This is a genomic window from Streptomyces sp. NPDC127084, from assembly GCF_042724175.1.
In the GTDB taxonomy this organism is placed as follows: Bacteria; Actinomycetota; Actinomycetes; order Streptomycetales; family Streptomycetaceae; genus Streptomyces.
On the sequence record NZ_JBHXFA010000176.1, the window covers coordinates 1 to 13,373 of the forward strand.

General features: G+C 68.9%; 10 protein-coding genes. 5 read left to right on the top strand and 5 right to left on the bottom strand.

Annotated elements, in window-relative coordinates; translation table 11 throughout:
• Nucleotides 1–2,125 precede the first annotated feature (2,125 nt).
• Complete coding sequence (locus tag ACFWI9_RS29045) at nucleotides 2,126–2,473, top strand: hypothetical protein (RefSeq protein ID WP_387166594.1); 348 nt, start codon at nucleotides 2,126–2,128, stop codon at nucleotides 2,471–2,473.
• Between the two features lie 72 nt (nucleotides 2,474–2,545).
• Here ACFWI9_RS29045 and istB read toward each other — a convergent pair whose 3' ends face one another.
• Both istB and istA read right to left on the bottom strand, forming a co-directional pair.
• A complete protein-coding gene (istB, locus tag ACFWI9_RS29050; protein ID WP_387166597.1) occupies nucleotides 2,546–3,337 on the bottom strand; it encodes an IS21-like element helper ATPase IstB in 792 nt (263 codons plus the stop codon).
• Nucleotides 3,337–4,875 carry an IS21 family transposase gene (gene istA, locus ACFWI9_RS29055; RefSeq protein ID WP_387166600.1) on the bottom strand — a complete coding sequence of 513 codons (1,539 nt, stop codon included), beginning with the start codon at nucleotides 4,873–4,875 and terminating at the stop codon, nucleotides 3,337–3,339. The genes istB and istA overlap by 1 nt, the downstream gene beginning before the upstream one ends.
• A gap of 219 nt (nucleotides 4,876–5,094) precedes the next feature.
• On the opposite strand from istA, the gene tap reads away from it, so the two are divergent.
• Both tap and tpg read left to right on the top strand, forming a co-directional pair.
• The gene (gene tap, locus ACFWI9_RS29060) at nucleotides 5,095–7,347 is read left to right on the top strand and encodes a telomere-associated protein Tap (RefSeq protein ID WP_387166603.1); all 2,253 of its coding nucleotides are present in this window, start codon (nucleotides 5,095–5,097) and stop codon (nucleotides 7,345–7,347) included.
• A 10-nt stretch (nucleotides 7,348–7,357) separates the two neighbouring features.
• A complete protein-coding gene (gene tpg / locus ACFWI9_RS29065) occupies nucleotides 7,358–7,912 on the top strand; it encodes a telomere-protecting terminal protein Tpg (protein ID WP_387166606.1) in 555 nt (184 codons plus the stop codon).
• Nucleotides 7,913–7,957: 45 nt separating this feature from the next.
• Here tpg and ACFWI9_RS29070 read toward each other — a convergent pair whose 3' ends face one another.
• Entirely contained in the window at nucleotides 7,958–8,482 is a 525-nt protein-coding gene (locus ACFWI9_RS29070) for an AAA family ATPase (RefSeq protein WP_387166609.1), read from the bottom strand.
• Between the two features lie 685 nt (nucleotides 8,483–9,167).
• Between ACFWI9_RS29070 and ACFWI9_RS29075 the strand changes: the two genes are divergently transcribed.
• Together ACFWI9_RS29075 and ACFWI9_RS29080 are read left to right on the top strand one after the other, a co-directional pair.
• The gene (locus ACFWI9_RS29075; RefSeq protein WP_387166612.1) at nucleotides 9,168–9,371 is read left to right on the top strand and encodes a hypothetical protein; all 204 of its coding nucleotides are present in this window, start codon (nucleotides 9,168–9,170) and stop codon (nucleotides 9,369–9,371) included.
• 132 nt (nucleotides 9,372–9,503) lie between these two features.
• Nucleotides 9,504–11,960, top strand: coding sequence for a GH92 family glycosyl hydrolase (locus tag ACFWI9_RS29080; RefSeq protein ID WP_387166615.1), 2,457 nt, complete (start codon nucleotides 9,504–9,506; stop codon nucleotides 11,958–11,960).
• A 381-nt stretch (nucleotides 11,961–12,341) separates the two neighbouring features.
• Here ACFWI9_RS29080 and ACFWI9_RS29085 read toward each other — a convergent pair whose 3' ends face one another.
• Both ACFWI9_RS29085 and ACFWI9_RS29090 read right to left on the bottom strand, forming a co-directional pair.
• Entirely contained in the window at nucleotides 12,342–13,049 is a 708-nt protein-coding gene (locus tag ACFWI9_RS29085) for an N-acyl homoserine lactonase family protein (protein WP_387166618.1), read from the bottom strand.
• 107 nt (nucleotides 13,050–13,156) lie between these two features.
• A partial coding sequence (locus ACFWI9_RS29090) for a hypothetical protein (protein ID WP_387166621.1) occupies nucleotides 13,157–13,373 on the bottom strand: 217 nt, incomplete at its 5' end.

Below are 13,373 nucleotides of genomic sequence, written 5' to 3' on the forward strand. Positions count from 1 at the left end.
CCGGTCTGACTGGTGCGACGGGTTCGACGGGTGAGACCGGTGCCACGGGTCCGACCGGCGCCACAGGTGCGACCGGTGCTACGGGTCCGACGGGTGCGACTGGTCTGACGGGTGAGACCGGTGCCACTGGTGCAACCGGTCTGACGGGTGCGACTGGTCTGACGGGTGCGGACGGTGTCACAGGTGCTACGGGTGCCACGGGTGCGACGGGTCCGACGGGTGAGACCGGTCTGACTGGTGCGACGGGTTCGACGGGTGAGACCGGTGCCACGGGTCCGACCGGCGCCACAGGTGCGACCGGTGCTACGGGTCCGACGGGTGCGACTGGTCTGACGGGTGAGACCGGTGCCACTGGTGCAACCGGTCTGACGGGTCCGACGGGTCTGACGGGTGCGGACGGTGCCACTGGTGCGACGGGTCCCACGGGTCCGACGGGTGAGACCGGTGCAACCGGTCTGACGGGTGCGGATGGCGTAACCGGTGCGACGGGTCCCACGGGTGAGACCGGTGCGACGGGTGCAACCGGTCTGACCGGTGCGGACGGTCTGACGGGTATGGGGGGACCGACGGGCCCCACGGGCCCCACGGGCGCGGACGGTGCCGCCGGTGCGACGGGTGCGGACGGCGTGACGGGCGACCAGGGAGCGACGGGTCCGACCGGTCCGACGGGTGCAGGTGTAACCGGCCCCACAGGACCCATGGGCGCGACAGGCGCAACCGGTCTTCAGGGACCTTCTCTGGATCTCGCTACGGTGATTGCTGACGGTAGTACCTACCAAGGCGCCGTCGATGCCCAGGGCCGTGCCTGGATTCGGCGGGAAAGTCTGGACCGTGGCCTGATCCGATGGGTTGCTCTGTCCAACATTCACGGCTACCCCTCCGCCCCCGTCGCGAGCATCTCCCTGGCTGCGGCGCACCGTAGTCTCCAGATCTCGCTCCTGACCACGGAAGAACAGCTCTACGTGGCCAGTTGCCCCTTCACCCGCTATCGGCACCCACTCACCGCCGAGTACCTCCGCCACAGATGTGATCGATTCCGGCCTGTGGGCACCCGCCTTCCCCAAGCTTGATCTTTACTCTACTGGGGTTTTCTGTGTGAGTGAGGGGCGCCGCCCCGGGGTGCTCCTTGCCCGGGGGGCGGTGGGGTGCGGAGTGGAGGTGAGCCTTCTGGGGCGGCAGGGACACGGGGGAATGGGTCTGGCACGGTGGCGGAGGCTCGTGGGGCGGGGGATCGGGGAAAGCCCGGCGGACCCGGGGGATCTGGACCGGTCAGCGGCTTTCCCAGGCCTACGCATGGCTTCGGAGAGGCAGTGGACGAGGCGGAGTTGGGTGTGATCGGTAAGGATCAGCTGCTCCCGCCATCCTCGACCGCGGCCCCGTCCGATCCGGCGGCTGCGCCCCAGGCGCTCTACGGTGAGTTGGCCGAGAACGGTACCTGCCCCTCCGGCGCGGCCGACTGGTGGTCCAGCGGGGGCACCTTGAACGACGTAGGCGAGGCGGGGGTTGCGACCGCCGGCGCCGGTACGCGCGAGCTGCGGGACGCGATGATCGGGCAGGACGACGTCCGCCTGCGTCCCGCCGTCGCCTCACTCCGTCCTTCGACGCCAAGGCGTCAGCCTCGGCGAAGTTGTGAGAGTTCGTGCAACTCGGGGCGGCGCCCTACACGACGCCGCACATCCGAGATTGACACCACGGCCGGAAGCGATCACTTTCCCCGCCGCCGGGCGAACAGTCATTGTGGCCTCTTCGAACCTTTCCTTCCGGTTTCGCATTCGGTGTTGGTGAGAGCTGGCATCAGTGCAAGGAGTGTCAGCGGGCCCTGGCCCGCTGAGTACGGCGTACACCGTCGGCTGCTACGCGAAGCCCTGGCGCCCCCGCCATCGACCAGTGACTGCTGTGGGGATCCGGATGCGCCGCCGAAGCAGCGGCACACCAGCGCATCTTGAACCAGCTTTGGCGGGAGTGTGCGGCCGACGCCGCCACCCTGCTGCGCCACTGCGGCCACCGCGTCGTCCACAGCCATGCCGAGGTGCTCCGCCTCCACCGATGGGGCGACTCCCGGCATTCCATAGAGTCAATGAGACAACGTTTAGTTGTTTCATTGACCGCAGGGTAGGGTGATGCCATGTCGGATGACACTCGGATCGAACCGCGAAGCCGACTGGCCGACCTCCCAGTCGAGGAGACGCCCGCGCGTACTCTCCAGAGGGATGCCGCTCTGCTCGGCAGGCTGCTGGCGGGCGCCGCGAAGGGCGTCGACACGGGGGAGCGGGGCGTGACTGCCGATGATGTGGCCGCGGCTCTGGGACTGTTCGAGGACATGCGCGTGGCGTTGGACCGGCTTGAGGCGCACGTGGTCATCGAGGCCCGGCGCCGAGGTATGGAATGGCGGCAGATCGCCGGACACCAGGGCTTGAAGTCCTCCCAGGCGGCTGTCAACGGCCATGTAGTTCTCCCCAGAGGCGGCCAGTAGTTCTCCCCACTGACGGCCAGTGGAACTTCCCCGGTGGCGGCCAGATATCTCCCCGCCTTGGGGTGGTGTGGATCAGCTGAAGGGTTTCACTCCCTTTCCGGTGGTGGCCTCGGTGAAGCGGAACGAGTCACCCTGAGTGACGGTGACGTGGGCATGGTGGAGAAGTCGGTCGACGGTCGCGGTGGCCAGGGTCTTCGGCATGATCTCGTCGAATCCAGAGGGATGAAGGTTGCTCGAGACCGCGATCGAGCGTCGTTCATATGCGGCATCCACCAGGCGGTAGAAGCCTTCGGCGGCGTCCTCGGAGACGGGCAGCAGGCCGATGTCGTCGACGATGATCAGGTCCGAGCGGACGATCTTCGCGAGGGCTCGGGCGATGGAGTCGTCCGCGCGGTGGCGGCGGACGAGGGCTCCGAGGTCCTCGATGGTGAACCAGGCGACGGTCAAGCCGGCTTCAACCGCGGTTTGACCGAGTGCCTCGGTGAAGTGCGACTTTCCCGTCCCCGAGGGCCCGCAGACGCAGAAGTTCTCCCGTCGGCCGACCCATTCCAGGCTCTTGAGTGCGTCCTGGGTGGCCCTGGGTATGGACGATTTGTTCTCGTGCCAGTCGCCGAAGGTCTTGCCGGTGGGGAACCCGGCCCGCTTGCGGCGGGTGTGGAGGTTGGCGCGGTCGCGTCCGGCGGCTTCTTCCGCGAGGAGGACACGGACGACCTCGGCGGGATCCCAGCGTTGGGCCTTCGCAGTGGGGATGATGTCGGTCAAGGCCCGTCGGATGTGCGGGAGTTTGAGCCGTTTGGTGAGCTCGATGGCCTCGGCGAGCGGGTCGCCGTTGGTGCCGGGAACGGTGCGAAGAGGGGTGGCCATCAGACGAGGTCGCTTTCGTCGTGCTTGGACAGATCGGAGGTCCTCGGGGCGGGGGCGCCGAGGGCGGACCAGGCGGAGGTGCCGGGCTGCAGCGAGTGGGCCTCGCTGCGACGGACCGGCTCGGTGACCCCGTGGACGGCCTGGTAGTCGAGAATCGACAACAGGTCCTTGTCCGCGAACCGGGCGGTGACCGCGGCGGTGCCGAGCGCGCGGTCAACTTCCGCTATGGAATGCAGCTTTGAGAGGGCAACGGCCTCGGCCATCTTCGCCTTGATCCTGCGGACTCCGGTCGCCCCAGCCTCGATCAGCCAGCTGGCAGCACCCGGGCCGAGCTGGAGAAATGCGGCCTCCTCGGCGGAGGTGGCCCGCGGAGTTCGGTCGGTGTCCTTGTCCTTGCGCGGTGGATAGTGGGCATCTTCCAGGACCGGGCTGCCGGGCTCGCCGCGGCGGTGGCGGGCGACCTCGCGGGCCGAGCCGTCCTCGTCGACGGCGGTGACGATCAGTTCGTCGCCGTGGAAGCGGGCCCAGACCCGGCTGTCGATCAGCTCGTGCGGGACCGAGTAGCGGACCGCTTCGACCGAGATCGTGGACTCCCAGGTGACTCGGCGGGTGGTGCCGAAGGTCGCGGTGAACGGCTCGCGCGGCAGCGGGTGCAGCCGCTGCCGTTCCTCCGCGATCCGCTCGGCCGGCTTGCTCCGAGTCGCCCGGTGAGTGCGCGAGTTGACCTCGTCGCAGAAGGCCCGGCAGGCCGCCTCGAGCTCGCCGAAGGTTCTGTACTCCTCTCGGAGATTGACGTCCTTGGGCACCAGATCGGCCTTCGCGATCTTCACCGTGGACTCCGAGCCGCCCTTGGTCTCCGGATCCGCCGGCAGGCACGTGCGTATGGTCGTGCCGTAGTGCCGGGCAACCTCGACGATCTCCGGGTTGCGGACCGCGATCCCAGCAACGTGATCGGTGGTGACCGTCTTCTCGTTGTCTGTGAGCACAAAGGCAGGGACCCCGCCGAGCCGGCGGAAGGTGGCGTCCAGACACGCGGTGATCGTCGGCAGCGTCTTGTCCCAGATCGGGATCACGATCCGGAACCTCGACCACGCGAGCCAAGCGCAGAACAGCGTGGTCTTGCGGCCCTTGATCACTGGACCGTCGCCGAAATCGTACTGAAGCCAGAGCCCCGGCTCGGTCACCCACGGACGATAGATCCGCCGCCGACCTGCCCTGAACTGGGCTTTTGCCTCGGCGACGGTGCGGCGGGTGGTGCGTTCCCCGCCAGTGAAGCCCATCGCGGTGATCCTCTTGTGGACCACGTCCGCGCGGACCTTGCCCTGCGAGCGGACCACCAGTTCCTCGATCTTCGGCAGATAGTCGTCGATCTTCCGGGCCCGGTGACGGTGCTGGCCAGGGTTCTGCCCGGCCGCCCGCATCTTCACATAACGGGCCACTGTGTGGTGGTCGCACCCGGCCAACTCGGCCGCGGCACGGTAACTCCCCGTGAGGTCGTAAGCCTCAAGGATTTCCATGATCTCCCTGCTGTTCTTCACCCGCTCGAGCGTCGCCGAGCAGGATCTGTCGGGGCGAGCGGGGAGAAATCTGGCCGTACGTGGGGAATCCCGTGGCCATCAGTGGGGCGGTAAATGGCCACCTATGGGGAGCTTGTCATGGCCGCCGTCAGGCGGCTTCGCAGCGTTACCAGCGGCTGATCACCCGCCTTGAAGAGATCCGCCAGGGCATCCGGTGACACCGGGCAGGAGAGACCTTCCATGAGCAGCCAGCCTTCAGACCCCCTCGCCGCCGTCGAGGCTCTACTCGCTGCCGTCGACGACGGTCACGTTCTGCCCTCCCCGGCCGAACGTGTCCGCCTGCGGGAGGCAGCCGGTCTTACGCAGGCTGCCATCGCCCAGAGCCTCGGCGTACGCGTGCCGAGCATCACCGCGTGGGAGGCGGGCCGGGCCGAGCCGAGGGGGGAACGCCTCGAAGCCTACCGAAGGCTGCTCGAGGGACTTGCTCACCGCTACCCACCAGCCACGCCTCCCGACGGAGGGCCGCACGTCCCCCCCTCCCCGCAGGCCACCCCCGCACCCACCCGGCGGGCACCCGTGGCCGCAGGCCACGACAACATGGCGGAGTCCGCAGGCCCGGGCGTCCCACAACGCTCCGCCCCTGCTGAGGCCGCGGCCCTGGCACCGTCCCGCCCGGCGACGGGCGGTGGCAGGAGACAGCCGCCGAGGCGTCCGGGTGGGAAGAAGAGCACCTCCTTCACGTGCATTCCCGCAGCCGTGGATCCGCGATGTGCGAACGGGCCGCTCGCGGTCATCGACGCAGGCCCGGACCGCGAGGTCGTGGCGTACTGCATCGGTGGCCTGGTTCTGGACGTGCCCGCCAAGTCCCTGCCCGCTCTGGTGGAATGGACGCTGAAGGAGGCGCGGCTCGGGGCTGTGAGGCTGCACGGCTCCGGAAAGGACGCCGACCCGTTGCTGGTGCTTACCGAGGCCGCGTTGGAGCGGTACGGCCTGCCGGCGCAGCTGCCCAAGCCCGAGCGGCTCGCCGGGCGCCTCCCGGACGGCCACACGATCCTCAAGCAGCTCGACCGCGCCAACTGGCAGCTGACCCGGCGGGGGTTCGGACCGTGGGCGCGGATCTACCGGCCCGCCGATGGCCGTCAGCGGCAGTGCGTACAGCTGTGCATCCCGTCGTGGAACGCGCTCGACACGCGTACCTGGGGCCATGCCGCGCGGCTTGAGCCGGCCGCACTCGCCCAGGTACTGGGCACCTATGCGACCCGGGTGATGACACCGCGCGGCTCCACAGCCGTCACCGGCCTGGAACTCATGACCGCTCTCAACCCGCCCACCCGCGCGAGCGAGCCGGACGAGAAGGGCCAGCGGCACAAGGAACACCGGCCCGGCTCGCTCGGCGAGGAGCCGGGGGACTGTGCGCCGTGCGAGGCCCCCGACGGGCATCCGCTGCTCAGGGATCTGCCGCGCTTTCACCAGCGCGGCCCGGCCGAGATGCTGTTCGAGGAGGCGTACGACTGGGCGCGCGAGCTTACCGACGCCGAGTGCATGCAGCGCTACCTGGTCGGGATCGACGTCAACCTCGCCTTCGGCGCGGCCGCCAACGGCGCAGTCGTCGGCCTGGCGACACCGCCCATGCACGTCGCCAACCCGCAGTTCGACCCGATGCTGCCCGGGGCGTGGCTGGTCGACCTCTCCCATGTCGACTGCTCCCGCGTCCTGATCGGCAAGCAGCGGCGCCGGCTGGAAGGCGAGTTGCTGCCCAGTCCGTTCACGCCCACCGGTGAGCGTCCGGTGGGCCCGGCCTGGTACGCGACGCCGACGGTGGCGTACGCGGTGGAGCTCGGCTACGACGTCGCCCCGCTCGAGGCCTGGGTACGCCAGGACAGCGGCAGGTTCCTCGACGGCTGGTACAAGCGCCTGCGCGACGCGTACGTCGACACCATGGCGGACCTCGGCGTCGGTGAGAAACTGCCGCCCGAGGAATTCCTGAGGGCGATGGACGGCTTCAAACAGCACGATGCGGAGATGGCGATCGTCCTGGACGCGATCAAGTCGACGGTGAAGGGCGGAATCGGCAAGCTCCGGGAGCGTGCGCGCGGCGGTGGCTGGAAGCCCGGGCAGGCGTGGCCGGCCCTGTCCCGGCCGACCTGGCGCCCCGACATCCGCGCCGCCGTCATCTCCCGGGCGCGCGTCAACATGCACCGCAAGATGCTTCACCTGGCCGCGGCCACCGGCCGCTACCCGGTGGCGGTTCTGTCGGACTGCGCCGTGTACGCCGCCGACGGACCCAGCCCGCTTCACGTCCTGCCCTACGACGCCGACGGTAGGACAGTGCCCGGCAGCTTCCGCCTCGGAGTCTCGCCGGGGATGGTCAAGCACGAAGGCACCCAGACCACCCTGTGGGCCGAGGAAGTGCGCGAACAGCACGGCCGGTTCCTCAATCTCGCCCGGTATGTCAGAACGGGCGAGGTCACCGCCAAGGACGACGGACAGTAGGGGGCGAGCCATGGACACGGTCGCGGGCGGTCTCGACGGCGCGCTCCAGAAGGCTTTCACCCGCCCGATCCCCAAGAGCGCGGGCGCGCGAATGCGCTATCTGGTCAAGCAGCTCAAGGGCACCAGGCCGGTGGCCGGGCTGCTCGGCATCACGCAGCGCACCGTCGAACGCTACGTGAAGGACCAGATCAAAAGGCCCAGGCCGGACCTCGCGGCGCGCATGGAGAACGAGGTCGCCAAGCGGTGGCAACCCCAGATCCGGGCCAAGGCCAAACAGACCGCGGCCACCACCACGGGCATCGTCATCGACGCCCGCGCCCGCCTCGGTTACACCGCCGCCCCCGGGACCACCGACGATGCGAGGCTGCGCCACCTCACCGTCGCACTTCCACCCGAGTACGCCGCCCGCCTCTTCGCCACCAGGGACGCCGGCGGCTCCGAGCAGCAGCTGCGGGACATCGCGGCCGAGGGCCTGCAGGAGATCTACTTCAAGGACCGCGGCCGCCGCGCCCAGGGTCTGCTGGTGGAGTTCACCGATGTGGAGCAGGTGGAATTCGACCTCTGATCTGGCTGCTGGCGAGCTGGTGGTTCCTGCGGATAGGTCGATTTCTCAGCTCTTGACGCCCTCTGCGATCTGCTGGGCGGCCTGGGCGGGTGTGAGGTGCGTGGTGTCGACGACCTCGGCTTCGGCGTGCAGCCAGGTGCGGGCCGCCTCGGCGTAGGGCTCAAGGTATTGGAGACGGAACGGGGAGTTGGGGCCAAGAACGGTGTCGCCCGCGATGCGCGCGCGGAGGGTGTCCTGGTCGGCGTGGAGGACGAAGTGCCGGACCGGAATGGCGTGCTGGGCAAGGCCCGAGCTGATCTCGCGCCAGTACCGCTCGACCAGGACCGTCATGGGCATCACCAGGGTGCCGCCGGTGTAGTCGAGGACGCGTCGGGCGGTCTCGACCACCAGCGGCCGCCATGGTGGCCAGTGCTGGAAGTTGTCCGTCGCGGGCAGCCCTGGCCTGATGTCCATGAGTGTCTCGCCGACTTTCTCGGCGTCGAACACCCGTGAGTCCGGGATCAGCTGCTGGACGAGCGCACTGGTCGTCGTCTTGCCTGCGCCGTGGGTGCCGTTGAGCCATACGATCATGGACTTGACGCTAGCGTCGTGCGGGCCGGGGGACAGGCAGAGTGGAAAGTCCGGTATGGCTTTGGCGTGTCTCAGGATGGTGCCGACCTGCAAGATGAGGTGCTGCCTATGCTGAAGAGTCGTGGTCGATCGCCTTGGCCAGTTGCTCGGCGTGGTCTTCAAGCAGTGGCTTGAGGGCGCTGTAGCAGGGCTGGTGGTCAGCTTTGCGAAGTTAGCGGAACGCGTTGAGTCGCTCCCGGGCACAGACGGTGCGTGGTTCGGGGCCGAGGGCTATGTGCGGCGGCGGGGCGCGAGATGGGCTCGCCTTCGGTGCCGCGGGTCCAGACGTAGGCGCTGACGGCCAAGTGCCTGCGGTCGCCTGCCGCGGAGGCGCCGAGTTTGGGTCCACCCACTCGGAAATCCTGGCACCCGTCCGGTGCCACGCGCGTGACTGCCGCGCGCGGTCGTCTCGGCCAGACGACGCACGGCGCACGGCGTCTGTGCTCGTCACAAGGCCGTGTCCCGCACATCCGCCAGATATCAGGGCTTTGACGGCCTTCCTGGCCGGGCTTCCTCGAGATGCAGGACTACACGAAAGGGTGCCCCGCTCCTGTGACTTCATCTGGAGGGGCTGGGTCCGGTTCAGTTCCACACGCCAGGGAACGGTTCGTCGCTGCGGGTCGACCAGCCGCACGGGCCGTACTCGATGGCGGAGCACGGCACCGTCTCGGTGGTCGACGACTCGCCCGACATTCCGGTGACCCGGTTCATCGGACAGCCGATCCGCTCGGTCCGGGAGATTCGCTACGGGGACGGCCGTGTGGACTTCACGGCCGGTCTGACGCTCCAGTTCCCCGGCGGGAGCATTCGCCTGCTCTGTCTCGACGGCGACCTGGTCATCGCCCACTGAACACCCGGCGTTCACCTGAGCGTAGGGCGATTACGGACACCGAGTTCGGCGTAGATCAGTAGGAAGTCACGTTGACACGTCCACCGCAGTGCCGGCCTCCGCCGGCTCGCCCTATCCTCTGGAGAGCTCGACTTGCGCCATTCACAACGGCGTATCGCGGCTGCGCTACTTGCCGCAACGCTGATACCCGGTTCGCTCCTCACCTCGCAGGCTTCGGCCGCGAGCGCACCGGCCGCGTCCCGTTCCGCCGCCGAAGTGCGCCATCCCGCCGCGTACGTGGACCCCTTCATCGGCACCGCACGCAACGGCACCACCTGGCCGGGCGCCACCCTGCCGTTCGGAATGATCGCCTGGAGCCCCACCAGCACAAAGGGCGACCAGACCAGCACGGGAGCCGCCAACGGATACCAGTACGACGTCACCAGAGTCCGCGGCTTCAGCCTCACCCACCTCAATGGCGCCGGCTGCAACCCCGGGGCCGCCGGAGATGTCCCGATCATGCCGTACACCGAGGAGATCACCACCTCCCCTTCGGCGGACAGCACTGACAGGATCTACGCCAGCGACTTCTCACACACCCAGGAAGAAGCCCGCCCCGGCCGCTACAAGGTGACGCTCGCCTCCGGAGTGACCACGGACCTCGCTGTCACCCAGCGGGCCGGGATCGGCGAGTTCACCTTCCCCGAGGGCAGCCCTGCCAAGCTGCTGTTCCGAACGTCCAACTCACTCAACGGCAGCGAGGACGCGGACATCCGCATCGACGCCGCGCGGCGCGAGGTCACCGGGTCCGTGCTGACCGGCGCCTTCTGCGGGCGGCGGGCCAACGGCGGTGTCAACAACCGCAAGAGCTACTACCGGCTGCACTTCGTGGCCCGCTTCGACCGCGCGTTCAGCGACACCGGTACCTGGCGCGACGCCGAGGTCCGGCACGGTGCCACCGAGGGGTCCGGCGGTGAGGGGTACGCGACCGGGGCGGACCGGGCGGGACGCGGCTCCGGCGGCTGGGTCGGGTTCGACACGGGCGGCAACGACACCGCGAAGCGCACGGTGCGGATGCGTCTGGGTATCTCGTATGTCAGCGGTGCCGCGGCAGCCGAGAATCTGAACGCCGAGGTCAGACATCATGACAACGTTGCCTCAGTGGCGGACCGCGGCTATCGCACCTGGGACGATCAGCTCCGCCGCGTCCGGATCGGCGGCGGCACCACGGAGCAGCGCACGGCGTTCTACACCGCCCTGTACCACGCCCTGATGCAGCCCAATGTGATGAACGACGTCAGCGGCCGCTACATGGGCATGGACGGCAAGGAGCACCGGCTGGCCAGGGGCCAGCGCGCCCAGTACAGCAACTTCTCCGGCTGGGACCAGTACCGCGCCCAGATCCAGCTGCTCGCGCTCCTCGAACCCCGCATCGCCGGGGACTTCGCGCAGTCCCTCTACAACTACGCGCAGCAGAACGGCGGAGTGTGGGACCGGTGGGTGCATGTCACCGGAGCCACCCATGTGATGACCGGTGACCCGTCCGCCGCGACCCTGGCGACCTTCTACGCCATGGGCGTACGGAACTTCGACGTCGAGGGTGCCTTCGCCTCGCTCGTGCGCCAGGCCACCGTGCCCCATCCCGACGGGCTCTCCGACGCAGGCTGCCCCGGCCAGTGCGTCGGCGTCAGGCCCAATCTGGCGCAGTACCTCGACTCACACTACGCCGCGCAGGACGTCTGCCACTGCTGGGGCGGCGCGGCGGAGACACTGGAGGCGTCCGTCGCGGACTCGGCGCTCGCGCAGTGGGCGGGCCTGCTCGGCCGACGGGAGCTGCGGGAGCGGTTCTCCGAACGCGGGGCCTACTGGAAGAACGTGTTCAACCCCTCGGCCATACCCGGCGAGGGATATGTCCAGGCGCGCAATCTCGACGGCAGCTGGGTGCCCGGCTTCACCCCGGCCACCGGCACCGGCTTCGCGCAGGGCAGCAGCGCCACCTACACCTGGATGGTGCCCCACGACGTGTCGGGGCTGGCTTCGGCGATGGGCGGACGCCAGACCGCGGCGGCGCGCCTCGACGGCTTCTTCCACAAGCCGGACGGCAGCTGGTCGCTGACGGGCGGGGACCCGCTGAGGTACGACCCGACCAACGAGCCGGGAATCCATGCTCCTTGGCTGTACAACGCGCTCGGCCAGCCGTGGAAGACCCAGGAGACGGTGCGGGAGATCGTTGACACGGTGTACGGGACGGGCCCGAGCGGCCTGCCCGGCAATGATGACCTCGGGACGCTGTCCTCCTGGTACGTCTTCGCCGCTCTCGGTATGTACCCGCAGACACCGGGCCGTGCCGAACTGCTGCTGTCCGCCCCGCTGTTCCCCCGTGCCGTGCTGCACCGCGACGGGCGCCCGCCGATCGTCGTGACCGCCCCCGAAGCCTCGGCGGCGAACCGCTATGTCGACGGCGCCACCGTCGGCGGCCGGGACCACGACCGCTCGTGGGTGAGCGGCTCGATAGTCGCTCACGGCGGGCGCATCGACTTCCGTCTCGGCGCGAGCGCGAACACCCGGTGGGGGACTGCGGAGGGAGGCCTCCCGGTGGACTTCCGCTAGGCCCCGGGCCTTTCCGGTTCGTCCGGACGGGCCTCTCGGTGCGGGGCGAAGCGCGGTGCTTCGCCCCGCACCGCTCGTTCGCCGGTGACTGCCAGGTCGGCCGCGGGATCAGCCGCCGAACGGCGTGAGGCAGTCCTCCAGGGCCGTGCGTGCGCATCCGGCAAGTGATCCCCAGTGCCGTCTTACGGGGAGCTGTTTTCGCCCTGCGCAGATCCAGGCTCGTTCATCCTCGTCGAATGGCCAGGGCGCGGCTCCCCACACGGTGTGCCCCTGAAGAAGGCGACCGGCCAGTGGCTCACGATCGGTGGGGGCGCCTTGAGCGGTCAGCGCCTGACTCAAGATCAGCTTGACGCGTTCGCATCGTGAGGTGTCTGAACAAGCTCAGGCGCTGTCTGACGGCTCCCAGACCGAGCAGTCGTGGGCGAAGAGCACACGGCGTGGGTCGAAGTCGGCGAGCCGTTCCAACCAGCGCGGGTAGGGAGGAAGCGGCTTTTGCACCCTGTGAAGGGCGGCCTGGCGGGCCAGGTGGTCCGACGCAAACTGGGATGCGAAGTCGTGTGCCTGGCCGGCGAGTACCACGGTGCCGTCGCTTTGTCGGAGGACCAGGGACTGATGCCCTTGGGTGTGTCCGGGGGTCGGAATGATCCAGACTCCCGGCCAGACCTGGGCTTCACCGGTGAGTTCCTCGTAGGTCGCGCCGGGGAAGTCGACGAGTTCATCGACGGTGTAGTCGCCTCGGCGGGCCATGGCCAGCTCCACGCCCTGGACCAGGATCGGCTTGCTGCCCAGGAGGGGATTCCCGCCGCAGTGGTCGAAGTGCAGATGGCAGTTCACGACAAGCGAGATGTCGCCGGGGGTGACTCCAGCCGCCGACAGGGCGTCATGCAGCGCACGGCGCCTGGGACGGTAGTGCGCTTCGGTCTCGGGGTCCGCGTTGCCGATGCCGGTGTCGAAAAGGATCAGGCCCTGGTCGTGTTGCACCAGGTAGGCAAGCACGGGTTCCACACGAGGTTGCGGGCCGCCGGTCTCCGAAGCGGGCCGGATGAAGTACCCGAGGTCGAGTCGACGCACCGCGATGTTCTTCCCCATGGGGTCATCCTGGCAGGCTGCGATGGACCGTCCAGCCGGTCTGCCGACAGCAGAATCCTTCACGGGTGTCCGGCCGCGCTCAACACGCATCGTTTCCCCTCCACGGTTCAGTCTGCGGCGGAGGGCTCCTGGGCGAAGTGGGCCAGGTTCGGGGACAGGCTACGCGCGTGCACAGAGAGACGCCCCCGCCCGAAGGACGGGGGCGTCACATCGACGGCGACCAGAGCGGCTAGATGTACTGCCCAGGCAGGTTGGTCGAGTTTGTGCGACGACACGGTCTGAATCTGGCTGACGACGAAGGCCTCCGGTTGTGGAGTGGAGCTG

What these genes read in the sequence shown, in the direction of transcription:
- ACFWI9_RS29045 (WP_387166594.1), top strand. Translation starts at nt 2,126, where the DNA reads ATGTCGGATGACACTCGGATCGAACCGCGAAGCCGACTGGCCGACCTC.
- istB (WP_387166597.1), bottom strand. Translation starts at nt 3,337, where the DNA reads ATGGCCACCCCTCTTCGCACCGTTCCCGGCACCAACGGCGACCCGCTC.
- tap (WP_387166603.1), top strand. Translation starts at nt 5,095, where the DNA reads ATGAGCAGCCAGCCTTCAGACCCCCTCGCCGCCGTCGAGGCTCTACTC.
- tpg (WP_387166606.1), top strand. Translation starts at nt 7,358, where the DNA reads ATGGACACGGTCGCGGGCGGTCTCGACGGCGCGCTCCAGAAGGCTTTC.
- ACFWI9_RS29070 (WP_387166609.1), bottom strand. Translation starts at nt 8,482, where the DNA reads ATGATCGTATGGCTCAACGGCACCCACGGCGCAGGCAAGACGACGACC.
- ACFWI9_RS29075 (WP_387166612.1), top strand. Translation starts at nt 9,168, where the DNA reads ATGGCGGAGCACGGCACCGTCTCGGTGGTCGACGACTCGCCCGACATT.
- ACFWI9_RS29085 (WP_387166618.1), bottom strand. Translation starts at nt 13,049, where the DNA reads ATGGGGAAGAACATCGCGGTGCGTCGACTCGACCTCGGGTACTTCATC.